Source organism: Leptotrichia sp. oral taxon 221 (assembly GCF_018128245.1).
Taxonomy (GTDB): domain Bacteria; phylum Fusobacteriota; class Fusobacteriia; order Fusobacteriales; family Leptotrichiaceae; genus JABCPH02.
In genome coordinates this window covers 1,768,100-1,794,252 of sequence record NZ_CP072378.1, presented here as the reverse complement: position 1 = coordinate 1,794,252, position 26,153 = coordinate 1,768,100, and the positions used below count along the sequence as shown (strand labels likewise).

Below are 26,153 nucleotides of genomic sequence, written 5' to 3'. Positions count from 1 at the left end.
TATATTGAAGTACGTACGAAGGGGATTATATATTTTTATTCCACTTTTATTATGTCTATTTGCTTTAAGAGCGTATATTTCTACAAATAATTTTCGTGATTTATTAACAAATATCTTAAAAAATTCAGGGTTAAATGTTACTTTTGAAAAAGTTGAGTTGCAAGGCTTTAACAAATTAAAGATTGATAATTTGATTGTAAGAGATATTCACGGAAACGTTTTTATTAATTCGAAGAAAACGACTGCAAATATAAATTTGTTAGTTCCGTCGAGATTGAATAGGATAGATGTTTATGATGCGACTGTTAATATTGAGAGACAAAAAAATAATCATATGAATGTTTTTGATATTATGAAACCTTCGAATAAGAAAAATCCTATTGATAGAGCGAGTAGATTGGGAAAATTGTATATTCACAATACTACTGTAAATTATTCGGATGTGAGTTATGCAAAAAAAATAGAAAAAACATTGAATAAAGTTAACGGTTTTTTGGAATCTGCAAAATCACGTGGTTTTACTTTAGAAGCGAAAGGAAGTAATGGCAACGAGGTTTTAGGTATAAAATTAAGAAATCCAATAAAAAGAGTTCAAAATTTTTGGTCAATTTTTAATAAGAAAAAAAATAATGATGAAAAAGAGAAACATTTTGAAATGACACTGGATTTTAAAAATGTAAAAATAACAGAATTATTAGGTCAATATGTTCCTTTGGATATGATTAAAGCTAAATCAGGGATTTTAGATGGGAGATTATTTTTATCTAACAAAAATCCTAAAAAAGAGACGATTCCAGTAGGAAATTTAAAGATAACTAATGGTACTGTTTGGTATGAAGATATTGAAGGTGACATTAAAAATGTTGATGCGACTGTAATTTTATCAAAAGACAAAAATACAGTTGATGCAAAAACAAAATTAAAAAATCGACCAGTGACTTTCAAATTAAGTCAAGATAGACCAAAAGAAAAATTGAAAATAAAGTTAACGGCGGATAAATTACCGTATTCAGAAATTAATCGTTATAAGATTATTAAAGAATTTAAGGTTGATGCGATTGGAAATGTGACTGCAGATCTTGATATTGACGTTGATTTGAAAACAAAAAATGCATTATTAAATGGTATTTTTTCTTCAGAAAATATTAAACTTGCAAACTATAATTTTAGAAATGTGAAAACTAAAATGAAATTAGATACAAAAGAAAAAATTGTAGTTTTAGATAATACCAAATTTAATTTTGATGAGACAATTTCTGGATTTAAGGTTAAAGCTGATGCTGTGATTCCGAAATTCACATATAATACGAACACTAAAATTGGTTCAGGAAATTATATTTTGACAAATAGAGGATCAGATTTTAGTATAAAAGAAATCGCAGGGACAGCATTAATCAATAGTGAAAATATCATAACAAGTAATTTTAATTCAAAAGAAGTGTCAGGAAATTTTAGAATAAATCCAAAATTAATGGAGATGGTTGTTAACGCAAAAAGTAATCAAAATTTTGATGTTATTTACCAAAAACAGAAATATACTTTGAAGCCAAAAATAGAGAATTTAAAATTGGCGTTTAAAAATAAAAATATTTTACAATCTGGAAGAATAAAAACAGATTTAAAAATACAAAATAAATATGTTGACAATATAAATGCTGATGTGATAGTGCATAATGGAAATTATGATATAAATGCACTTGTAACAACAGGAGGCGAAATATTTAGAGTTGCTGGAAAAACAACTAGCGACATGAAACATAATTATACAGTTGAATTGAAGGATAAAAATAAAATTCTAGATGTTGCAAAATTATTGAAAAATTATAAAGTTGACATTAAAGGATTGGAAACTGCGAGATTACCGATAAAACTGGTTAAATTGAATATTTTTGGAGATAGTAACAAGATTTCTGGAGATTATGAAATTTCAAGTGCATATGGTCGATTTATTGTTGAGTATGAGGAACTTCATGCAAAAGGTAAAATTCATGATTTACAAAAAATGGATTTGGATATGAGTGCAAAAATGAAAGAATTGTGGGTAAAATACCAAAGATTTAAAGAAGTTTCGACACATTTAGTGATAAAAGACAATGTTGTAAATATTGAAAAATTAGGTAATGACAGACAATTAGTTGCAAACGGAAAATATAATTTGAAAACAGGTAATATGCATATTAATTCAAAATTAAATAATTATGTTGTATATAACACTGTAAAACCAGAGTTAAATCTTTATATAAATAATGCAAATTTAACTTTAAATGGAAAAATGGACAATTTATCTGGAAAAATAATCGTACCAGATTCTAGAACAACAATAAATGATAAAAATATTGGTGAAACACAAATATATGCAGATATTAAAAATAGTGTTATTAATTTGACAGATGTTAGATTAAGAAAAAATAATTTAACGGGAACATATAATTTAAAAACAGGAATTGCAGATATGGTGTTGAATTTGGATGAAGAAAATGTTCCATACTTAATTGATGTACCAGATTTGAAATTTGGAGCGATTTCTAAGTTGAAGTTAAAAGGAGACTTGAATAAATTTAATTTAGCAGGATTTATAGATTTAAACAATGTAAATTACAAAGGTTATAATATACCAGGTGTTAAAACAATTATAGAATATGCAGACGGTAATATCGATAAATTATTGAATTACGGAACGTTAGATATAAAAGACTTTAGATTTATTGGGGATAATCAAGAAACTTTATTCCAAACAAATACAAAAGTTGATTTAGCGAATACGCATTTTAACTATAAATTAGAAAATCAAAAATTTGCGTTGGATTCGGTGGAAGACTTGAAAAATAAAGGATATAGTGGAGACATAAACTTGAATTTTTCACTTACAGGAAAACCTAACAATTTCAATGCGATACTTGGAATAGGTGCAGACGACGTTACATTAAGTGGATTCCATGTAAAAGATCTTGTCATCGATGCGTCAGCTAGTAATAAATTGTTGAATATTGGACAAATTTCGTTGGAATACGAAGACAATCCATTAGTAATAAATGGATACCTTCAATACGAACCAATGAAATACAATTTACACGCAAATGCAGAAAACTTTAATTTGTCATTCTTAGGATTAGATCCAAATATTAAGACAGCAGAAGGTATACTTAATATGGATATGACTTTGACAAATGCAGCAACATCAGGTAAAATTGATCTTGTAAACTTTAGTTATATAACTAAAGATGGCTTGACAAATGCTCAAAACATAAACGCTAAAATCGACGTAGCTAATAACAAATTACAAATTAATCGTCTTGATGGTGGATTTAATGGCGGAACATTCATTGTCGACGGGAATATGGATATACCAACAATTCCTGGTGATTTTATGAAAACAAAACATCTAGAATTAGGAAAAATCGATATAGATGCAAATTTGGATAAATTGGGATTGAGATACGGAAATGATATAGATTATGCATTAACAGGAAAAGTTAATCTTACAGAAGATTTCTTATCAGGAAATTTAAAAGTTGATAGTGCAGATATCAGAGGAATTCCAAATTTTGGTGGAAATGAAGAAGAGAATTTGACTGAAAGCCAAAAAATTCAAAAATTAAAAGATAAAACAATTGCAGAAGGAATAATTGAGGGAGTAATTGATAAAATATTAAAACAATACACTGTTGGTTTAGATGTACAAATGGGAAGAAATGTAAAAGTTGATATTCCAAGTATGAGTTTAGTGAAAAATATTAAAAGTAAAGTTGACGGTGGAGCAAAGATTAGATACGAAAATGGAGCAATTGGAATGGATGGAACATTCTCACTTAGAGATGGTAAATTTTACTTAAATGGTAATAGATTTAAAATTGATAGTGGGGAAATAAGATTTATTTCAAAAGATGGAGTTACATTATTGAGTGATCCATTTGTAATAATCACAGCTTCAACTACTGTAAAAGGAGAGAAAATTGAAGTGGATGTAAGCGGAAATGTAAGTAGTCCACAAATGGCATTTAGCTCTTCGTCAGGAAAAACGAAAGAAGAAATTTTATCATTGTTAGCATTTAAGACAGTAGTCGGAAACAACAGTAATAATCACGATGATACATCATTAAATCATAAAAATAATACAGATGATGGAGTAGTTGTGGTAGGTTCTTTAGTAAATACTGCATTAAATGAGTTGATTTTTTCGTCAGTAACTGGTAAAATTGGAGAGAGCTTAGGTTTATCGAATTTTTCAATTTCAACAGATGTTGATAAATCAAAAACTGGACAATATAGAGCAGCGACTACTTTATACGTTCAAGATAATTTATATAAAGATAAATTATTCTGGAATTTAGAAGTTAAATTTCCATTCCAAGTAACTAAAGATACTAACGGAGGAAATAGTAGTTCACTTCCAGTTGGCTATAATGCATGGTTAAATTATAATTTTAACAAATCATTAGAGTTAAAAGTTGGAGGAGAAACTATAAATCAAAAGAGTACCAATGCAAATATGAAATCAGGTACAAAAGGAAATTACTATATTGGAGTTGATTTCTCAACAAGGGGTCATTCCTTAGGCGAAATTTTAAAAAGAATGTTTAAGAAAAAGAAATTGGAAACATTAAAAAAATAGGAGGAAGAATGAAAAATAAAATTTACGCATTTATTGTGGCTGTTACTTTATTTGTTTCAATAAATAACATTTCAAGTGCAGCAGAACAACAAAATTTGAAAGTAGGTAAAATAGAGTTTTCACATTTAAGAGAGTTACCAGAAGATTACCTGTTATCAAAAATACCAGTAAAATCAGGTGATGATTATTCAAATAAAAGTATGAGTGACATTTATCTAGCATTGAAAAAATTGAATTATGTTGATAATGTTAGTGTTATTCCAGAAATAAATGGGGATACAGTTAATTTAAGAGTAGAAGTAAGTGAGGCGGCAAATGCTTCAGCTACTCTTCAAAATGAAGAAAGAGACAAAGCATTAAGTCAAAAAACAGAGTTTGTTATTTCTAAAATTGATATAGTTGGAACTAAAACTATTTCTAAAGAAGAATTATTAAGTGGAATGAAAATTAAAGAAGGTCAACAATTTGTACCTAAAGAAGCACTTAATGAAGCTCAAAGAATCTTTAATACAGGTTATTTTGCAACTGTTGAACCAAAAATAGATAGAAAAGCTGATAATACAGTTGTTATCACATATGAAGTGAAAGAAAATCCAGATGTAACAGGAATTGAAATTACAGGAAATACATTATTCACTGATGATCAATTAAAACAAGCATTAGGAATTAAAGAAGGACAAATTTTAAATGGTAATTTATTGAATCCTGATAAAAATGGAATTATAAAATTATATGAAAAAAATGGTTATGCAACAGCAAGAATCGAATCTATCAATGTTGGAGAAGATGGAAAAATAAAAATAGGAATGACTGAAGGAGTTGTTCAAAATGTAACATTCTCTAAAGCTTCAAGTAAAACAGATGACGAAAGAGCAAATCCAAAAAGAGCTAATTTAAGAACAAAACCATACGTTCTTGAAAGATATTTGGAAGTAAAACCTGGAGAAGTTTTAGAAGGTAAAAATATTGAGTCAACAATGAAAGAAATGTATAGAACGGGTATCTTTAATAGAATAGAGCCTAACATAACAGGAAGTGAAACAGATCCAAATGCAAGAAATGTAGAGTTCTTAATCGAAGAAAGACCAACGACTACAATTAACGGAAGTATTTCTTATGGAACTGCAGTTGGATTAGTTGGAGGACTTAAATTATCTGATGATAATTTCTTAGGAAGAGACCAACAAGCGGCTATTAACTTAGAAGCATCAAATAAAGGGGACAAAACATTCTCAATAGACTGGTTTGATCCTTGGATTAAAAATACTGAAAGAGTTCAAGCAGGAGGTTCGGCTTACTGGAGAGAATCTAGAGATGACGATGCTGACTGGGATGAATTAGAAAAAGTAAAAACTATTGGTACAAGATGGACAATAGGTAAAGGTTTAAACAAAGATATTTATGTAAGAGCTTCAACTAGATTAGATCATAAAAAAGAAATCTATTCTGGTGGAGAGGTTAAAGATAGTTATAACTTATTAGCAATAACTCCAGAATTTATTTATGATACTAGAGATAATGTAAGTGATCCAACAAAAGGACTTTATGCTGATTTGACATATGAAAAAGGGAAATTATTAGGTGATCGTAGAAAATACGATAGATTTGAAGCTGATTTAAGAGCATTCCACCCAGTAATAGGTAAGAAAAATATAATGGCATATAGAGCAGTTTGGGGATCAACAGGAAGTGGAACTCCAGATTCTATGAGATTTAGTGTTGGTGGAGCAGAATCAGTTCGTGGATATGAATATGGAGCATTTGACGGATACGATCAATTTTATGCAAGTATTGAAAATAGAACAAGATTTGGTAAAAATGGTGACGTTCAATTAGTTGCATTCTTTGATATAGGAAATGCTTGGCAAAAAGAAAGCATAAATGCTGCAGGAAGAAGAACATATTCGCCAGACAGAAAAAGTGCACATGATTTCAAAGACTTGAAAAAAGGATATGGAGTAGGACTTAGAATAAATACACCAGTTGGTCCATTAAGATTTGATTACGGTTGGCCAATGGATCCTGAAAAACCAGGTAAGAAAAAAGATAAAGGTAAATTCTACTTTAGCTTTGGACAATCATTCTAATATAATATCAAACAGGGAATTTATTTCCCTGTTAATTTTTTAAAATCAAAAATTTTGTATAAAAAAGTAAATTTTATTTAGTAATTTTTTATGATTAATAAATAAGTTATTAACAGACAAGAAAAGAGGGATACACATGTATAATATAAAAGAAGTTGCAGAATTAATTAGTGGAAAAATAGTTGGAAATGAAAATTTAATTTTTAAAAGATTAGCTCCATTTTTTTATGCGACAGAAGATGAGTTGACTTTTGCAGCAGATGAAAAAATGTTGAAAAGTATTGATAAATGTACTGCTGGTGCAATAATTGTTCCACCGTTGGAAAATTTGCCAAAAGACAGAACGTATATTGTGGTTGAAAAAAATCCGAGAGAATTGATGCCAATTTTGCTTAACTTTTTTAAACCGAAAGTGAAACCATTTGAAAAACCGATAGAAGATTCAGCAATAATTGATGAAACAGCGAGTGTCTCAAAAATTAATACATACATTGGACATAATGTAAAAATTGGGAAAAATGTTGTAATTTATCCAAATGTTTCGATTTTTGAAGGGACAGAAATTGGAGACGGGACAATTGTTTACTCAAATGTTACGATTAGAGAATTTTCTAAGATTGGGAAAAAATGTATTTTTCAGCCAGGTGCAGTTATTGGATCTGATGGATTTGGATACATAAAAGTGAAAGGTGATAATGTGAAAATCGAGCAAATTGGACATGTTATCTTGGAAGATGAAGTGGAAATAGGAGCAAATACTTGTGTTGATAGAGGAGCGATTGGAGATACGATTATAAAAAAAGGTACGAAAATTGATAATTTGGTTCATATTGCTCATAATGATGTGATTGGTTCTAATTGCTTTATTATCGCACAAGTGGGAATTTCTGGAAGCGTGGAAGTTGGAGATAATACGACTCTTGCAGGACAAGTTGGAGTTGCTGGACACTTGAAAATTGGAAATAATGTTGTAATTGCTGCAAAATCAGGTGTTACAAATGATGTTCCTGATGGAAAACAAATGTCAGGATATCCTTTGAGAGACCACATGGACGATTTGAGAGTGAAAATGTCGATGGGAAAAGTGCCTGAATTATTGAAAACTGTAAGAAAATTGAAAAAGGAAATCGAAGAATTGAAAAAATAAATATTAGTGATTACTTTAATAAGAAAAATTCGTATTCCTATTGTAAAAAGTAATATTTTATGTTAAAATAAATTATTATAAGAGCCAAATGATTACACAAAAATATAAGGTATTAATAAATTAATTAAAATTTAAATAAAAGATAGGAGTGCGGTATGAAAAAAATATTATTAGGAATGTTATTGCTAATTTTCGCAGTTAGTTGTAGTCAAAAACCAGAATCAACAGTTTCAAAATTTATTGATGGTATTAAACGTCAAAAAATTGAAGAAACGTATAAAAAATATGCGTTAGACAATAAATCAGAAAATGATTTAAAATTAGAATACAACAACAAATTTCAACAATTATTTTTTGAAACATTATTCAAAAATATAGATTATAAAATTGAGAAAGTACATAAACAAGATGATGAAACATCAATTGTTACAGTATCTGTAGAAAATGTAGATGTTGAAAAAGTATTTTTGAAAGTTTATAAAAATATGTTAGATAGCACATTTTCTAGCGGAAATGCTAAATCTGTAGAAGACAGTTTCAAAGAAGAATTGGAATCTAAAGATGTTCCAAAATCAAAAAATGAAACACAATTTATTGTTAAGAAAACAAGCAATGGTTACAAAATTGATGTAACAGCAGAAAATATCGATGTATTATTAGGAAAATTCAATACGACATTTAGAAATTTGAATAAATTAGGAGAAAATGATTCACAACAATCATCAACTGAACCAAATTCAAGCAACGCTCAATTGCCAAAATCTGGTCCAAATGTAGCTCCGACTCAAGTTTCTCCAAATGGTGAAATAAACGGTATAACAAAAAAATAAATTCAATTAACTGTCTTGTAAAATTTGCAAGGCAGTTTTTTTATGCAAAAAAAAGGAATTAATAAAAAAAGACTTTTTTATTTTTCTCGAATATTGTATAATAAATTATGTTTTAAAATTAAAAAAGAAAAATTTATAGAAAGAAAAGGTAAGATAATGGAAAAAAAGTCAAGAATAATAAGAGGAACGAGTAAATGTGCACGTTTTTTCGTTTGTGATACGACAGAGTTAGTTAAAGAAGCTAAAAAAATTCATGAGTTGGATCCAATACCAGCGAGAATTTTTGGAGAATTATTGACAGCGACTGTGATGATGGGAAAAGATTTAAAAGGAGAAAATGATTTAATTACTGTAAAAATAAATGGAGATGGACCGTTTGGAAAAATGTTAGCGACTTCAGGGAAAAATGGAGAAGTAAAAGGATATGTAAGCGGAAATCCATCTGAAGATATTTTTAAAATAATAGACGAAAATGGGAATTTCATAACTGATGAAAATGGAAAAATCAGATTTATCGGTGAAGGAACATTACAAGTAATAAAAGATATTGGATTGAAAGATCCGTTTTCTGGCGTAATAAAATTAGAAAGTGAGAAAATTGCTGACAATATTGCATATTATTTCTTGCTTTCGGAACAAATAAAATCAGTGGTAGCCTTAGGCGTTCAAATAGACGAAAATGGTGAAATTCAAAAAGCTGGTGGATATATGGTTCAGTTACTTCCAGGAGTAGAAGATGGATTTATTGATAAATTGGAAGATAAATTAAGACAAATTAGAAGCATTACTGAATTGTTGAGTGGTGGAATGAGCTTGGAGCAAATTGTAGAATTGTTGTATGAGGATATTACGGTTTTTGAAGAGGAAACTGATGTTGATGGAGCGCATAAAAAAACTTATGTGGAAGATTATGAAATTTTGGAAGAAAGTGATATTGAGTACAAATGTAATTGTTCAAAAGAAAAATATTTGTCAGCAGTGAAAACACTTGGAGATGAACAAATTAATGAGATTTTAGAAGAAGAAGGAAAAATTCAAGTGGAATGTCATTTTTGTAGAAAAAAATATGAATTTACAAAAGAGGATTTTGAATAAAATTAATTTTTGAGAAAAATATAAATTTTGAAAATAAAAAGTTGTGAGTTATTTTGAAATGATAAAAAATAAATAAAATTATAAACTAATAAGGAGATGAAAAAAATGTCAAAATTAAGAGTAGGTGTAATACGTGGGGGAGTTTCGACTGAAAGAGAAGTGTCGCTAAAAACAGGAAGTGAAATTGTAGCAAATTTAAATAGAGATAAATATGAAGTTTTTGATATTGTAATTGATACTGAAAAGGAAGTTTATGAAAAAATAAAAGACTTGAATCTAGATTTTGCTTACATTGCTTTACATGGTGTATTTGGAGAAGATGGAAGAATACAAGCAATTTTACAAAGTTTTGGAATTGCTTACAGTGGGCCTGGAGTAATGTCAAGTGCAGTTTGTATGGATAAGGAATTTTCAAAAAGAATTGTGTCTGAATACGGAGTTAGAATTGCAAAATGGAAAAGTGTTCGTGTAGGAGAAACAGTTGATTTTGAAACAGTAAAAAAAGAATTAGGAGATCATCTTATCGTAAAACCAAATAACGGTGGTTCAAGTATTGGAGTAAGTTTTGTGGAAACTGAAGAAGAATTGAAAAAAGGGTTAGAACTTGTATTTGGAATGGATAAAGAGGCTTTGATTGAAGAAGTATTACATGGAGTGGAAATAAGTGTGCCAGTAATTGGTGGAAAAGTTTTCCCAACAATAAGAATCGAAGCTCTTGCTGGAGATTACTTTGACTATGAATCAAAATATGCAAAAGGTGGAGCAAAAGAATATGTGTTTGAATTCCCAGAAAAAGTACAAGCTGAAATTAACAAATTTGCACAAGATAGCTATTATGGATTAAAATGTGAAGGATTCGCAAGAATTGACTTTATGGTAGTAAACGAAGAAACACCATATTTCATGGAAGTAAACACATCACCAGGAATGACAGCTGCAAGTTTATTGCCAAAAAGTACAGCTTCAAAAGGATACAGCTACTCAGAAACATTAGATTTATTAATCGAATCTTCATTAAAAGTGGAAAGATAAACGAAAGTAAATATTCATAAAGCAAGGAGTTTTGTCCCCTTGTTATCAAATATATCAAAATATGGAGGGAAATATGGAAAGAATAGCAAGTTTTACAGTAGATCATAAAAAATTAAACAGAGGAATTTATGTGTCAAGAATTGACGAAATTAACGGAAATTACATCACAACTTTTGACGTGAGAATGAAGCTGCCAAACAGAGAACCAGTAATAAACATCGCAGAACTTCACACAATGGAACATTTAGGAGCAACATTTTTAAGAAATCATCCAACTTGGAAAGATGAAGTTGTATATTTTGGACCAATGGGTTGCAGAACAGGATTTTATGTAATTTTGAAAGGAAAATTAGAATCAAAGGACATCATTGACTTAATGAAAGAACTTTACAAATTTATGGCAGAATTTAAAGGCGAAATCCCAGGAGCAACTGCAATTGAATGTGGAAACTATTTAGATCAAAACTTGGCGATGGCTAATTTTGAATCGAAAAAATTTTTGGAAGAAACTTTGGAGAATTTGACGGAAGCGAATTTGGTTTATCCTAGATAGAGAAATTTAAAAATAGAAGATTAGTTTGTTTTTTTAGATTTTTTCAAATAATTAATATAAAAAAGGAGATTTATGAAAAAAATACTGATTTTATTTTTAGTTGTTTTTTCATTAAATTTTTCATTTGAATTAAAAAAAGAAAATTTAAAAATTGTAAAAAATAAGAGTTTAAAAATATCGGAAGAAGAAATGAAAAATCAAAGTGAAAAAATTGTTGAAATTTTTGATAAAGAAATTTTAGATAGGATAGAAAGTCAAAATAAAGGAATTGAATATTCGGAAAATACTAATTTTATAACTGGGTTTTTTAAAGCGAATGTACCTGATGTTTTGATGAATAATAAAGTCTATGAAAAAACAATTTATGAAATTGAAAAGATTAACTTTATTTCAAAAAATAAAGTGGAAGTAATTTATACTGAAAAATTACCAAATATTTTTAAAATTATGTTTTCTGAAGAATTTAATAAAATGCTAGAAGATAAAGTTTCGAAAGAATTGGGATATAAATTGGATAATGAAAAAATTCAAAAATTATCCAATGAAGAAAGAATGAAAGCAAATGCAATAATTTTGTCTGAATATCAAAATGAAATGATAAAAATATTGGATAGTAATCAGTTTGAGTATATGACTAATAAAAATAAGATGATTTTGGAAAGAAAGAAAAAAGGATGGGAATATAAAGATGAAGAAACATTAGAAAGTGATGGTTTTGATATTTTTGATTCTATGTTTGAAATTTTGGAAAATAATTTGAATAAATGAGGATGAGGTATGAGAATGAAGAAGATGTTAATGTTATTTTTACTAACAGCAAGTCTTGGATTTTCTGCAAATTATAAGGTGGAAGTTAAGCCTAATGTAAAAATTCAACAGTCAGAAATTGAAAAGAACAATTTGGAAATTGAAAAAGTTTTTTTTGAAAATATAAAACGAGATACTCTTGAAGGAATAAAAGAGGTTGACAATCAGATTGCAGAACAAAAAGATGAATTAGGAGCAAGATTTTTTGGTGAAATTTTGAAAGAATATATGAGAAATGTGGAATATCGTATTAAGGAGATAAATTATAATTCTAATTCAAGTGCAGATTTAAAATTTGTTTTAAAAGCACCAAAATTAAATTTTAATTCTCTTTTGGGAGCTGAAGACCAAGAAAAAATAAATAAAACATTTGAGCAAAAAACTGGAAAATCAATAAAATATTTGTCAAATGTTTCAGGGGAAGATTTTCAAAAGAAATGGATGCCAACCTTGATAGATATAATATCAAAAACGATTTCAGATAAAATTAAGGATATAAAAGAATTTGATGAAAAAGAAGGAACTGTCGAAGCGACAAAAATTAATGGAAAATGGAATATTATAATGAATAATTTAAAATAGAAAATTTTAGAAAATTAATAAGATTGGAAATTTTTTATATAAAAATTAAAAATTTTTTGTAACAAAGGAAGGATTGAAATGGCAAAAATAATAGACACACATACACACATTTACGACGAGCAATTTGCAGAAGATTTTGATGAAGTTTTGGAACGGATTGAGGAGCAATTGGAAAGTGCTGTTGTTATTGGGTGTGATTTGGAAACTTCGCTTACGAGTGTGGCTCTTGCGAATAAATATCCGTTTATTTATGCGGTGATTGGAGTTCATCCTGTGGATATTAAGAAGTATAATGATGAAGTGGAAAAAGAGTTGGAGCGATTGGCTTTGAATGAGGAAAAGGTTGTTGCGATTGGGGAAATTGGGCTGGATTATCATTGGATGGAAGATCCGAAGGATGTTCAGATTGCTGGATTTAGAAAGCAGATGGAACTTGCTGAAAGAGTGAAAAAGCCTGTTGTGATTCATACGAGGGAAGCGTTGCAGGATACGATTAATGTTTTGAAGGAATATCCAAATGTTGGTGGGATTTTGCATTGTTATCCAGGATCGCTTGAGGCGGCAAAACCACTTTTAGATAGATATTATATCGGAATTGGTGGGACTTTGACATTCAAGAATAATAAAAAGACGAAAGAACTTGTGAGAGAACTTCCTTTGGAAAAGATTGTCCTAGAAACAGATTGTCCATATTTGACACCAGTTCCTTTTAGAGGGAAAAGAAATGAGCCGATTTATACAAAATATGTGGCAGAAGAAATTTCTAGAATTAAGGAAATTTCAGTGGAAGAAGTTATAAGAGTAACTACGGAAAATGCAAAAAAAATTTATAGAATGAAATAAAAGAAAGGAAGTGCAGAGAATGGAAGAAAAAGTAATTTTAGAATGTAAAAAATTGAGAAAATCTTACAAACTTAATAATGCATTGAATGATATTGATCTTTCGATAAAAGGCAATAAAATTATTGGTTTGTTGGGACCGAATGGGAGTGGGAAGACAACTTTAATTAAGTTGGCGGTTGGATTATTGAAACCGACATCGGGAGAAATCTTGATAGATGGGAAACCAATTGGTGTGGAAACAAAAGAGATAATTTCATATCTTCCGGATAGAGATTATTTGGACAAAAATCAAAATGTGGATTCATTGATTAAATTATTTGAGGATTTTTATCCTGATTTTAATAAACAGACAGCGTTGCAAATGTTTCAAGATTTGAAAATTGATACGACGAAAAAATTTAAAGCGTTGTCGAAAGGGAACAGAGAAAAGGTTCAATTGATTTTGGCTATGAGTCGAGAAGCTAAATTGTATTTATTGGATGAGCCGATAGCGGGAGTGGATCCAGTTACGAGGGATTATATTTTGAATACGATTATTAAAAATTACAATAAAGATGCGACTTTATTAATTTCAACTCACTTAATAAATGATGTTGAGAAAATTTTGGATGAAGTGGTTTTTGTAAATAATGGTGATATTTTACTTCATGATACAGTTGAAAACATTAGATCGAAAAATGAGAATAAAAGTATTGACGAATACTTTAGGGAGGTGTTCAAATAATGTTAAAATTATTTAAGTACGATTTTAGAGCGATAAGTAGAAGATTGATACCGTTGTATCTAGTTGGAATAGTAATAGGAGTTATTAATGTAATATGTTCAAGCATATTATCAAATATGCTAAGTGGCGATTATACTTCGAAGGCTCAAGAAGTAACATTTATGATATTGACAATTTTAAAAGGCTTGTTGTCATTTTCATTTTTTATACTGAGTTCATATATTTCGATATTGACAATTTTTATATTAATCTCAAATTTTCATAGTTCAGTTTATGGGAACGAAGGTTATTTAATAAATTCATTACCGATAGAATCAAAGAAATTAATTTTAGCAAAATATTTTAACTTTTTATTCTGGACATTTGTTTCAGGAATATTTTACTCAATTTTCTATATTGCAGGATTATTTTCAAATGTAAATAAATATGAAAGAAAAGAGTTATTTGATCATTTTAATGAAGTAAAAGTAGAACTTTTCAAAAGAATGGCAAGTTATCCACATATGTCAAAAATTATAGCTTTAATTATAATAGCGATAATTTGCTACGTTTTGTATATTTTACTATATTCTTGGTATTACATGCTAAGCGTTACTTTTGCAAATTTAATAAAATTAAATAAAATAGTTGTTGGAATAATAACTTTTTTCATTTGTAACGTAATTGTTATGATAATCTCAGTAACTTTAATGATTTCAGGAATTGTCAGTTTATCGAAAATTGAAGGATCAGCATCTTCTGAAATACAAGTATTTAATGTACTAAGTACCCATGGAATAACATTGATGATTGCTTTGATATTATTGAATGTTGGTTCGTTTTTCTTGATAAATTATATTCATTCAAAGAAAATTGATTTAGAATAAATTAATTAAATAAATAAAAAAGAATGTGAATTTAAAACCATTTTTGGAGATAAGTTCACATTCTTAATTTTATAGTAAAACTGCTTTAAAACTAAACTCAAAAACTATGACTATTTTACTCAACTCTTAAATTTACGTAATTGTTAATAGTTTTGAGTATAAAATATCCTATAATATTCCTGGATATTTTACTCCGCCCCAGTTAACATTGTCTTTCATAACAGCAATTTCGTCTAAATTAACATCTCTCAATGCCCATTTTTTAAATTCTTCAAATCCTGTTCTGTCAACAATATAACCAATATGTTCTTTTGGTAAACTTCTGTCGATATATTCTTCTACATATTCGTATGTATTTTTTAAGATTTTGATGATTGATTCTTCATCAGCCCACAATAACCAATCTTCAGCAAGTCTAGGGTTCTTTTTACCAGTTCTTCCCATAATTGTTAATTTGTAATATTTTTTAGAATCTCTTGTCCAAGCATTCATCGGACAGTTTAATACACATTCTCCACATCCGATACATCTGTCATGGTCTCTAACAGGTTTATAATTAACCATTTTTATTGCCCCTGTCGACAATTTTGTACATTTTCTTTCACACATTCCACAAGAAACACATCTTTGTGCATCAAAAACAGGTTTAGCCATTCCAATAATTCCAAAATCATGCATTCTAACTTTTTGACAATCATTCGCACAACCAGTCAAAGCCACTTTAAAATGCAAATCATTTGGGAAAATAACTTTTTCAATCTTTTTAGCCAATTCAGTTGTATTGTATTGACCTTTTGGACAAACTTTGTTTCCGATACAAGCTGCCACATTTCTAGTACCAGCTGATTGATACCCTTCGTTTTCCCCTTTGTAATTAATTTCCAATTTTTCCATAATTGGTTGAACCATTTTATTAACTTTTTCAATATCTTTCCAGTCGATTCCTAATATTTCAAATCCTTGTCTAGTTGTGATATGAATTCTACCATCTCCATAAGTATTTGCAATATCATTAACCATTTCCATTACATCAGTTGTGATGCTTCCACCAGGAACTCTGACTCTCAAAGCAGTTTTATGTCTATCTTTTGTTACTCTAAAAGCGTTTTTCGTAACAACTTTTCTATTTATATCCATACTCATTGATTTTTCCTCCATCATTTTTTACTAAAAGCTCAGTCGCCACTTTCAAATTATATTTATTAATCAAGCAATTTTTGTGCAAAGCTGTAATTAAATACAGGCCCTTCTAAACAAATGTATGTTTCATCAATTTTACAGTGTCCACATTTTCCAACAGCACAAGACATTCTTCTTTCAAATGACACCCAAATTTGCTCTTTAGGAATATTTCTTTTTAATACTTCTAAGCAAGTGAAATGCATCATAATTGGAGGTCCAACAACTACAAATTCATAATCAGAAGTATCTTCAGGCAAGAATAAATCTGGAATATATTTAGTAACCATTCCTTGATTCATATCCTTGGCACCTTCATTGTTATCCAAAGTAATCAATACATCAAATTTTTCTTTCCATCTATCAAATTCATCTTTAAAAATTAATCCTTCAATATTTTTAAATCCAACAATGATTTTCAACGATTTAACTTCTTCAGGATGTACATAAAAATATTCAATTATTGGTCTTACAGGTGCAATTCCACTTCCTCCAACAATCAAAATCACATTTTTATTTTTATACTTATCAATTGGAAACCCATTCCCATAAGGTCCTCTCAAAAAGATTCTATCATTTTCTTTTAATTTAAAAATTTCATCAGTAACTTTTCCAACTTTTCTTATCAAAAAGTCAAGCCATCCTTCTTCTTCGTTAAAATTAGCAATAGAAATAGGAACTTCTCCAACACGAGGCAACGAAACTTGCATGAATTGTCCAGCACTAACTTTTCCCTTGTATTGTACTCTAAAAAGCCATTCCAAGTGAGTAACTTTTTCTACTTTTAATAATCTATGTACAGTTGGTAAATACACATTTTCAGTGTAATAAGAGTTAAAATTTTCTTCAATTGCTTTTTTCACAAGAGGTAAAGCACTTTCAGCGTAATTAGAATTATTCATTTATAGCAGCCTCCTTTTTTTCTTTAGAAATTCTTTTTAATTCAGCACTCAATTTATTGATGCAATTTGAGAAAGAGATGTACTCAGGACAAGCATCATCACATCTTCCACATCCTGTACACATATTATATCCAAATCTTTTCTTAAAATCAGAAATTTTGTGCATTACTTTAAATCTCATTCTATCTCCATGTCTTTGTCTAAATGAGTGTCCACCAGCCATATCAGTAAATCCTTGAACATGGCAAGAAGCCCAAACTCTTCTTCTTTCTCCAACATTTTCTGTTTCGCTGTAAAAAATATCTTGTGTAGAAGTACAAGTACAAGTAGGACACACAAAGTTACATTTTCCGCAAGCAATACATCTCTTATCGTATTCACGCCATAAATCCAAGTTTATAACATCTTCCAACTCAATATTATCAGGAATATCAACGTGAATTTCATTATCTTCAACAAATTCCATTTCAAATTCCTGTTTTCTATAATTTAATCTATCGTTCGCAAAATAGCTTATAAATTCTTCATCTTTAATATCTAAAAATATTTCTGAATCAGTAACTTTAATTCCAATATTATAATCATCAGTTTTGTTAGTCCCCATATCCACACAGAAACAGTTTTCAAAACTATTAGGACATCCAAAAACAACAAATTTAACATTTTCTCTAACTTTTTTGTAATAAATGTCCAAAAATTTATTATTCAAATAAATTTCATCAACCCTTTTCACAGAATGTAAGTCACAACTTCTCAAAAAAATCAAATATTTTTTATTTTTTTCTTCAGGAACTTTAACATTATCTTCAGTAAAATAAAACATTGTTTGAGTAATTGGTAACATTACTTCCTTTGCTGAAAAATTTGATTTTCTATCAAAACAAATATCTTCAACTTTATCAATTTGGTGATATCTAATAACAGATGTATCAGAGAAATTCCCAATACCAGGAACTTCTACGGGTGCATGAATTTCATATTCTTTTTTTAAAGCATCCAAAGCCTTATTAAAATTTGCATAATTTAAGCTAATTTTCATTTTTCCTCCCTAAATTTATAAAATCTTTCTGCCAAATGCAAAAAAATTTTTAGTATTACAGAACTGTAAATATTTTTAATTTGTAATTCTTTTCACTAGGAGTATACCCCATTTTAACTATATTAGGCAAGTAAAAGTTTTTATTTGGATTTCAAATAATTTATTATTAAAATAAAAAAATCTGAAAAATAAAATTTATTTACAAAAAATTAATAATTTTACAACTAAGAAAAATTATAATATGTAAAAAAAATTATAAAAAATTTGCTATAATGAAAAATTTACTTCAATTCGTGACAAAAACAAATTGCAAAAATAAAATAAGATGTGGTATAATTGACGCATAACGTTTGTTATTTATAAAGAAAGGAAGAGAAAACAGATGAAAAATGTATTAAAATTTTTAATAAAAAGAATTTTAATGGGATTTGTAACTTTATGGTTAGTAATTACAATTACGTTCTTTTTATTACATTTATTACCTGGTGATCCATTTCAAAGTGAAAAAGCGATACCACCGAAGATAAAAGAAAACCTAATGGCAAAATATCACTTAGATAAACCTTTAGGTGTTCAATATGTAGAATATTTGAAGAGCATTTCAAAAGGTGATTTAGGAATGTCGATGAAAGTTAGAGGAAGAACTGTAAATGATGTAATTGTAGATAGTTTTCCTGTGTCAGCAGATTTAGGAGCTAGAGCAATTATATTTGCATTGGTAGTGGGAATACCTTTAGGAATAATTGCAGCATTGAAGAGAGGGAAGTATCAGGATAAGATATCAATGGTAATAGCGATTATTGGGATATCGGTTCCGAGTTTTGTCCTGGCGGGATTAATGCAGAAATATGCAGTTGATTTTCATAATGGAATTTTGATTGATAAGCTGAATTTACCACTGTTTAGAATTTTATTGTCAGGTTGGGATGATCCGTCTAAAAAAATATTGCCTGTAATTGCGTTAGGATTGTATACAGTAGCGTTAATAGCGAGATTACTTAGAGATAAAATGATTGAGGTAATGGGACAAGATTACATTAGATTGGCAATAGCAAAAGGTGTAAAACCTAAAGATATAGTATTAAAACACGCATTAAGAAATGCCATTTTACCAATAATTACAATAATGGGACCAACAATAGCAGCATTATTGACTGGTTCATTTGTAATTGAACAAATTTTTACAATTCCTGGATTAGGGAAATATTTCGTTCAAAGTATAAATGATAGAGATTATACGATGGTATTAGGAGTAACAGTATTTTATGCGATATTCTTGATTATAATGATGATTATTATGGATATTGTGTATGCGTTAGTAGATCCTAAAATTAAACTTGGAAAAGGAGATGAGGCGTAAGTATGTCAAATAGTACAAATGAAAAATATATTCCAACGGCAGAAGACTTTAAAATAGTTGGACCAGATACGGCTCAAAATGAGGTAATTTACAAACCAAGTTTAACATTTTGGCAAGACGGTTGGAGAAGATTTAAGAAAAATAAATTGGCGTTATCATTTTTAGCATTAACAGTATTTTTTGCGTTTTTAGCGATTTTTGGACAACATCTAACAAAATATTCGTACAGAGCACAAGATTTAACACAAAAATTCTTAAGTCCATCTCAAGGTATAAAAACAGGGCATTATTTAGGGACGGATAATTTAGGAAGAGATTTATTCGCAAGACTTTCTCAAGGAATTAGAATTTCAATGGAATTATCAATTGTAACAGCAATTATTTGTGTTATTTTTGGTACAGTTTATGGTGCGATTTCTGCATATTTTGGTGGAATAATCGACACAATTATGACAAGAATTGTAGAAATTTTAATGATAATTCCTTCGATGATTTACATAATCTTATTAATGGTTGTAATGGGAAATAGCGTAAAAACAATTATTATAGCGATGTCATTGACTAGATGGTTAGGATATTCATTGTTAGTAAGAGGGGAAGTTTTAAAAATTAAGGAAAGTGAATTTGTGTTAGCATCAAAATCACTTGGTGGAAACTTTATTTGGATAACATTGAGACATTTAATACCAAATACATTAAGCGTTATAATTATTAGATTGACAACTGATATACCAAATATTATTTTTACAGAAGCATTTTTGAGTTTTATTGGATTAGGAGTACCAATTCCTCAAGCTTCATTAGGAAACTTAGTATTTGATGGATTCATAAATATGGATTCTTATCCTTATTTATTTGTAATTCCAGCAGTTGTAATTTCATTAATTACATTGGCGTTTAATATTGTAGGAGATGCGTTAAATGATGCATTAAATCCTAAATTGAGATCGTAAAAAAACGACTTTAAACAAGCTTAAAATTAAAATTGGGAGAAATAGAAAATGAGCAAAAAACTATTAGAAGTTAATAATTTAAGTGTTTCGTTTAATACTTATGCTGGAGAAGTTCAAGCATTAAGAGGTGTTAGTTTCTCTGTAGATAGAGGTGAAACACTTGCAATAGTTGGAGAATCAGGGTCTGGGAAATCAGTTACTGTTCAAACAATTATGAAATTAATTCCGATGCCTCCAGGTGAAATAAAAGGTGGAGAAATCTTTTTCGATGGAGAAGATTTAGTAAAAGTTTCGGATAAAAAAATGATGGAGTTAAGAGGAGGAAGAATCGGAATGATTTTCCAAGATCCTATGACTTCGTTAAATCCTACAATTAAAGTAGGAAAACAAATTATGGAAGGTATTTTAATTCACAAAAAAGTGAGTAAAGCTGAAGCTAAGGCACAAGCAATTGAAATGCTTAGAAAAGTTGGAATACCTAAACCTGAAGAAAGATTTAATCAATATCCACATGAATTTTCTGGTGGAATGAGACAAAGAGCGGTTATTGCGATTGCACTTTCTTGTGAGCCAGATTTATTGATTTGTGATGAGCCAACAACGGCATTGGATGTTACAATACAAGCACAAATATTAGAATTGATAAATAAATTGAAGAAAGAATTGAATATTGCAGTAATTTTGATTACGCATGATTTGGGAGTTGTTGCAGAAACAGCTGATAAAGTTGTAGTTCTTTATGCTGGAGAAAAATTAGAAGAAGCACCTGTGGTTGAATTATTTAAAAATCCAAAACATCCGTATACTTGGGGATTATTGAAATCATTGCCAAGATTGGATATGACAAGTGGAGAAAAATTAATATCAATTCCAGGGACACCGCCAGATTTATTGAAACCACCAGCTGGAGATCCGTTTGCAGCTAGATCAGAATATGCGATGAAAATAGATTACGAAAGAAAACCACCAATGATTGATTTAGGAAATGGTCATTTGGTAAAATCGTGGCTTTATGTTGATGGAGCACCAAAAGTTGAATCGCCTTTTGCGAATAAAAATGTTGATAAAAAGGGAGATGAGTAAGAATGCCAAGTAATGAAAAATTAATTGAAATGAAAAATTTAAAAAAATATTTCCCTATGAAACAAAAACAAGTTTTAAAAGCGGTTGACAATGTAACGATGGATATTCATAAAGGAGAAATCTTGAGTTTGGTTGGAGAATCAGGTTCAGGGAAAACAACTTTGGGAAGAACAGTTAGTAGATTGTATCATAAAACGAATGGAGATATATTATTTGGTGGAAAACCTGTTGAAAAATATAGTATAAAAGAATTTACGAAAAAAGTTCAGATGATTTTCCAAGATCCGCAAGCGTCACTAAATCCAAGAATGACAGTAGGAGATATTATTGCTGAAGGAATCGATATTCACAGATTGGCTAAAACTAAAAAAGAAAGAATGGAAAAAGTTTATAGCTTATTGGAAATTGTTGGGTTGAATAGAGAACATGCGAATAGATTTCCACATGAATTTTCAGGAGGTCAAAGACAAAGAATTGGGATTGCGAGAGCTTTGGCAGTGGATCCAGAAGTGTTAGTATGTGATGAGCCAATTTCAGCATTAGATGTGTCGATTCAAGCGCAAGTAGTAAATTTATTAAAGGATTTACAAAAAGAAAGAAATTTAACATTGTTATTTATAGCGCATGATTTGTCGATGGTAAAATACATTTCAGACAGAGTAGCTGTTATGTATCGTGGAAAAGTTGTAGAATTAGGAACGCCTGAAGAAGTGTATAATAATCCAATTCATAGCTACACAAAATCATTAATTTCAGCAGTACCAATAGCTGATCCAACTGCAAAAAAACACGAAAAAGTTGGAGTAGACGAATCATATTTAAGAAGTCCAATGGGAGATGTCTCAGAAATTAATAAAATTCCTGAAGTTCCAGAATTGACAGAATATGAGCCAGGACATTTTGTAGAAACTTCTTTTTTGAAAGAAAATAAATTAATATAAGCTTATAGTTTTAGAAAGAGAGAGAGAAAATTATGAAAAAAATTTTAGTAATTTTAACATTGTTGATGTTTGTTTTGTCGTGTGGAAAAGCTGGAGGAAATGGAAAAACAGCTACATTTAACATGGAAGCAGAGCCATCATCTTTAGATCCACAACTTTTGACTGATATGGGTGGATTTATGATTACAGGACTTACTTACGAAGGACTTGTTAGATTGAATGAAAAAAATGAAGTTGTACCAGCAGGAGCAGAAAGTTGGGAAAAATCAAAAGATGGAACAGTTTGGACATTTAAATTAAGAAAAGGAATGAAATGGTCAAATGGTGATGCTTTGACAGCTAAAGATTATGTAAATGGGATGAAGAGAGGATTGGAACCTGCAACAGCGTCTGAATACGCATTTTTGATGTTTTACATTAAAGGAGCAGAAGATTATAACGGTGGGAAAATTAAAGATTTCAATCAAGTTGGAATAAAAGCTAAAGATGATTATACTATAGAATTTACTTTATCAAAACCAGCACCATTCTTTGATAAAACATTGGTTATGCCAGTTTATTATCCAATAAATGCGAAAGCATTGGATCAATTTAAAGATAAATATGCGACAGAAGCTAATAAATCTATTTACAGTGGGCCTTATACAATCGAAAAATGGACTCACGATAATGAAGTTATTTTGAAGAAAAATCCTAATTACTGGAATGCAGCGAACACTAAATTCGATACTTTGAAAGCATTGATGGTTTCAGACTTTAATGCTGCAACAAATTATTTTGAAAATAAAGAATTGGATTTAACAAAAATTTCTCTTGAGAAAAAAGCTTCTTATGTAGGAAAACCTGAATTAAAAGAAGTGCCAGATGGAAGAGTTTATTATTTAGCATTTAATACAAAAGCGCCAGGATTGAAGAATAAAAAAATTAGACAAGCGTTATCATTGGCTATAGATAGAAAAAATTTGGTTAGTAATGTGTTAAATGGTTCAGGAATTGTAGCTTCAGGGGTTGTTTCTGAAGGAACAAAAGGAGAAAATGACGATTTCAGAAAAGAAGTTGGAGATCTTTATGCACAATATAAAAATGTGAATGTTAAGGCTTTATTTGATGAAGGATTGAAAGAAGAAGGATTGACTCCAGATAAATTGAACTTGACTTTGACAGTTGATGAAAAAGGAAGTGGAAAAAAAGAAGGAGAATTTTATCAATCTCAATGGAAAGAAAAATTAGGATTAGATGTAAACGTGGAAACTATTACGTATAAAGAAAGATTATCTAGAGCGAAAGCAGGAGATTTCCAAATAGTAAGATATGCTTGGGGACCTGATTATGCTGATCCGATGACTTATTTAGAAATTTTCCAAACATCAGCTGGACAAATTAATGTTGCGAAATTTTCAGATCCTGAATATGATAAATTAGTTGAGTTTGCTAAAAAGGAACAAGATAATAAAGCTAGAATGGATGCTATGAAAAAAGCTGAAAAAATCTTAATGGATGATTTCCGTTATACAGGACTTTACTATGAAGTGGCTACATACTTACAAAATCCACATTTAAAAGGTGTTGTTATAAGAGCAGTAGGAAATCCTATTGACTTCTATGCAGCATATAAAGATTAATTAGTAAATCAAAATATTTTTTAAAAAAATATCTTGAAATTTGATGGAAAAAATAGTAAAATATAAAAAATAATATTAAGACAGAGGAGTTATTCAAGAAAAATAAAAAATGTTTTTCGAGGTAACTCCTAAAAAAAGAGTATATATTTGTATAGAAAAATTTTAAAAATTTATAAGTTTGAATTTTAGTATAAATTTTATATATGAATTAATTTATAAAAAATATTATTAATTTAAAATTTGAAAGGAAGTGTATTGAATGAAGAAAATTTTATTAGTAATAAGTTTAATTTTAGTATTCGCCTTATCGTGCGGAAAATCTTCTAATAGTCATGCATTATTATTAAACTTAAAAGAAGAAGGAAAATCTTATGATCCACAATTAGCAAATGATTCAACAGCAGAAATTGTTGATTCGTTAATAGGGGAGACATTGATTAGAGAAGGTGAAGATGGACAAGGAGTTCCAGGAGTTGCCGAAAAATGGGAAGCTTCAAAAGATGGACTAGTTTGGACATTCCACTTAAGAAAAAATGCAAAATGGTCAAATGGAGATCCAATTACAGCAAATGACTTTAGAGCTGGATGGTTAAGAGCGTTGAATCCTAATACAGCAGCAGAATATGCTTCAAAATTATTCCCAATAAAAAATGCAGAAGCGTATAATAAAGGCCAAGTAAAAGAAGATGCAGTTGGAATTCAAGCTGTAGATAATTATACATTGAAAGTAACATTGGGAGCACCATTACCATATTTTGATTCAGCGGTTAGATTGTATACATATCTACCAGTTAATACTAAATTCTTAAAAGAAGTTGGAGATAAATATATGACAAGTCCTAAAGATTCAATTTCTTCTGGAGCATATGTAATTAAGTCTTGGACAAAAGATTCTGAAATAGTATTTGAAAAAAATCCTAATTACTGGAACAAAGATAATATACCTTTAGAAACAGTTAAAATTAAATTTGTAGCAGATGAAGCTGCATTAAATGCGTTTAAAAATAATGAAATTGATATAACTAATATCACAACTGAACAAGCTAAAGAGTATGCTAATGATAAAAGACTTAGAGTGGCAAAAGATGGATCTGTTTGGTATATGACTTACAATATGAAAAATAAAGTTTTAGCAAACAAAAAAATTAGACAAGCGTTATCATTGGCTGTAGATAGGGAAAAATTGATAACAGGAGTTTTAGATAATAAAGGAGAAGCAGCTTATACTTATACAACAAAAGGTGTTGGAATTTATGGAGTAAGTAAAGATTTCTCTGAAGAAGCAGGAAAAGTATTCCCAGCATATAATCCGCAAAAAGCAAAACAATTGTTAGCTGAAGGATTGAAAGAATTAGGATTAAAAAAATTACCAACATTGGAAATGATCTTTAACACAACAGGAAGTAATAAAGCGATTGCTGAATTTATTCAAGAAAGTATGGAAAAGAATTTGGGAATTGACTTTAAAGTAACTGGTATTACATTTAAAGAAAGATTAGCAAGAATGGAATCAAAAAATTATGAAATTGCATTGGCAGGATTTAATGGAGATTATCCAGATGCAGTGACTTATTTGGAAAGATTCGATTCAAAAGATGGAAATAACTATTCTCAATATGTAAATCCTAAATATGATGCAACATTGAAAATTGCTAAAAACTCTATGGATAAAGCAACAAGAGTTAAAGCGATGATTGAATTAGAAAAAATGATTGCTGACGATATGCCAGTAGGATTACTTTACTACAGAGCAAATAATAAATTAATCAATCCTAGAGTAAAAGGAATTGTATTCCACCCAATTGGAATTGATTATTATTTAGGAAAAACTACTATTGGAAAATAGTGATGGTTCTAATATTTAGAAAATTTTAAATATATATGATGAAAAAGAAT

The 26,153-nt window shown here is 29.2% G+C and carries 21 protein-coding genes; 18 read left to right on the top strand and 3 right to left on the bottom strand.

What is annotated here, in order from left to right; all coding sequences use genetic code 11:
* The first annotated feature begins 4 nt into the window (after positions 1–4).
* From J4863_RS07980 to J4863_RS07925, 12 genes are all read left to right on the top strand, one after another.
* Positions 5–4,612, top strand: coding sequence for a translocation/assembly module TamB domain-containing protein (locus J4863_RS07980; protein ID WP_211618215.1), 4,608 nt, complete (start codon positions 5–7; stop codon positions 4,610–4,612).
* 8 nt (positions 4,613–4,620) lie between these two features.
* The gene (locus tag J4863_RS07975; protein WP_211618214.1) at positions 4,621–6,699 is read left to right on the top strand and encodes an outer membrane protein assembly factor; all 2,079 of its coding nucleotides are present in this window, start codon (positions 4,621–4,623) and stop codon (positions 6,697–6,699) included.
* Positions 6,700–6,835: 136 nt separating this feature from the next.
* Positions 6,836–7,846, top strand: a complete 1,011-nt coding sequence (gene lpxD, locus J4863_RS07970; protein ID WP_211618213.1) for a UDP-3-O-(3-hydroxymyristoyl)glucosamine N-acyltransferase — start codon at positions 6,836–6,838, stop codon at positions 7,844–7,846.
* 155 nt (positions 7,847–8,001) lie between these two features.
* Positions 8,002–8,676 carry a DUF4878 domain-containing protein gene (locus tag J4863_RS07965; RefSeq protein WP_211618212.1) on the top strand — a complete coding sequence of 225 codons (675 nt, stop codon included), beginning with the start codon at positions 8,002–8,004 and terminating at the stop codon, positions 8,674–8,676.
* 156 nt (positions 8,677–8,832) lie between these two features.
* The gene (locus J4863_RS07960) at positions 8,833–9,771 is read left to right on the top strand and encodes an Hsp33 family molecular chaperone HslO (RefSeq protein ID WP_211618211.1); all 939 of its coding nucleotides are present in this window, start codon (positions 8,833–8,835) and stop codon (positions 9,769–9,771) included.
* A 105-nt stretch (positions 9,772–9,876) separates the two neighbouring features.
* Entirely contained in the window at positions 9,877–10,803 is a 927-nt protein-coding gene (locus tag J4863_RS07955) for a D-alanine--D-alanine ligase (RefSeq protein WP_018499170.1), read from the top strand.
* A 73-nt stretch (positions 10,804–10,876) separates the two neighbouring features.
* Positions 10,877–11,356 carry an S-ribosylhomocysteine lyase gene (locus J4863_RS07950; RefSeq protein ID WP_178938378.1) on the top strand — a complete coding sequence of 160 codons (480 nt, stop codon included), beginning with the start codon at positions 10,877–10,879 and terminating at the stop codon, positions 11,354–11,356.
* 72 nt (positions 11,357–11,428) lie between these two features.
* Positions 11,429–12,124: a hypothetical protein gene (locus J4863_RS07945; protein ID WP_211618210.1), complete on the top strand. Its 696-nt coding sequence runs from the start codon at positions 11,429–11,431 to the stop codon at positions 12,122–12,124.
* Between the two features lie 15 nt (positions 12,125–12,139).
* Positions 12,140–12,745 carry a hypothetical protein gene (locus J4863_RS07940; protein WP_211618209.1) on the top strand — a complete coding sequence of 202 codons (606 nt, stop codon included), beginning with the start codon at positions 12,140–12,142 and terminating at the stop codon, positions 12,743–12,745.
* A gap of 78 nt (positions 12,746–12,823) precedes the next feature.
* On the top strand, positions 12,824–13,588 hold the full coding sequence (locus J4863_RS07935) for a TatD family hydrolase (RefSeq protein WP_211618208.1): 765 nt from the start codon (positions 12,824–12,826) through the stop codon (positions 13,586–13,588).
* 19 nt (positions 13,589–13,607) lie between these two features.
* A complete protein-coding gene (locus J4863_RS07930) occupies positions 13,608–14,312 on the top strand; it encodes an ABC transporter ATP-binding protein (RefSeq protein WP_211618207.1) in 705 nt (234 codons plus the stop codon).
* Positions 14,312–15,178, top strand: coding sequence for a hypothetical protein (locus J4863_RS07925; protein ID WP_211618206.1), 867 nt, complete (start codon positions 14,312–14,314; stop codon positions 15,176–15,178). Before J4863_RS07930 ends, J4863_RS07925 begins: the two co-directional genes overlap by 1 nt.
* Before the next feature lie 168 nt (positions 15,179–15,346).
* Here the strand turns inward: J4863_RS07925 and asrC are convergent, their stop codons facing one another.
* The 3 genes from asrC to asrA are packed head-to-tail and all read right to left on the bottom strand — an operon-like array spanning position 15,347 to position 18,298.
* Positions 15,347–16,321 carry a sulfite reductase subunit C gene (asrC, locus tag J4863_RS07920; protein WP_211618205.1) on the bottom strand — a complete coding sequence of 325 codons (975 nt, stop codon included), beginning with the start codon at positions 16,319–16,321 and terminating at the stop codon, positions 15,347–15,349.
* Positions 16,322–16,380: 59 nt separating this feature from the next.
* Positions 16,381–17,259, bottom strand: a complete 879-nt coding sequence (gene asrB / locus J4863_RS07915; protein ID WP_211618204.1) for an anaerobic sulfite reductase subunit AsrB — start codon at positions 17,257–17,259, stop codon at positions 16,381–16,383.
* Positions 17,252–18,298: an anaerobic sulfite reductase subunit AsrA gene (gene asrA / locus J4863_RS07910; protein WP_211618203.1), complete on the bottom strand. Its 1,047-nt coding sequence runs from the start codon at positions 18,296–18,298 to the stop codon at positions 17,252–17,254. The genes asrB and asrA overlap by 8 nt, the downstream gene beginning before the upstream one ends.
* A 382-nt stretch (positions 18,299–18,680) precedes the next feature.
* On the opposite strand from asrA, the gene J4863_RS07905 reads away from it, so the two are divergent.
* From J4863_RS07905 to J4863_RS07880, 6 genes are all read left to right on the top strand, one after another.
* The gene (locus J4863_RS07905; protein WP_211618202.1) at positions 18,681–19,658 is read left to right on the top strand and encodes an ABC transporter permease; all 978 of its coding nucleotides are present in this window, start codon (positions 18,681–18,683) and stop codon (positions 19,656–19,658) included.
* Positions 19,659–19,660: 2 nt separating this feature from the next.
* Entirely contained in the window at positions 19,661–20,611 is a 951-nt protein-coding gene (locus tag J4863_RS07900) for an ABC transporter permease (protein ID WP_211618201.1), read from the top strand.
* Positions 20,612–20,659: 48 nt separating this feature from the next.
* The gene (locus J4863_RS07895; RefSeq protein ID WP_211618200.1) at positions 20,660–21,694 is read left to right on the top strand and encodes an ABC transporter ATP-binding protein; all 1,035 of its coding nucleotides are present in this window, start codon (positions 20,660–20,662) and stop codon (positions 21,692–21,694) included.
* Between the two features lie 2 nt (positions 21,695–21,696).
* A complete protein-coding gene (locus tag J4863_RS07890; protein WP_211618199.1) occupies positions 21,697–22,635 on the top strand; it encodes an ABC transporter ATP-binding protein in 939 nt (312 codons plus the stop codon).
* A gap of 32 nt (positions 22,636–22,667) precedes the next feature.
* Positions 22,668–24,257 (top strand): peptide ABC transporter substrate-binding protein, encoded by a 1,590-nt coding sequence (locus J4863_RS07885; protein ID WP_211618198.1) that lies wholly within the window; start codon positions 22,668–22,670, stop codon positions 24,255–24,257.
* 259 nt (positions 24,258–24,516) lie between these two features.
* Positions 24,517–26,103 carry a peptide ABC transporter substrate-binding protein gene (locus J4863_RS07880; protein WP_211618197.1) on the top strand — a complete coding sequence of 529 codons (1,587 nt, stop codon included), beginning with the start codon at positions 24,517–24,519 and terminating at the stop codon, positions 26,101–26,103.
* The last annotated feature ends 50 nt before the right edge of the window (positions 26,104–26,153 follow it).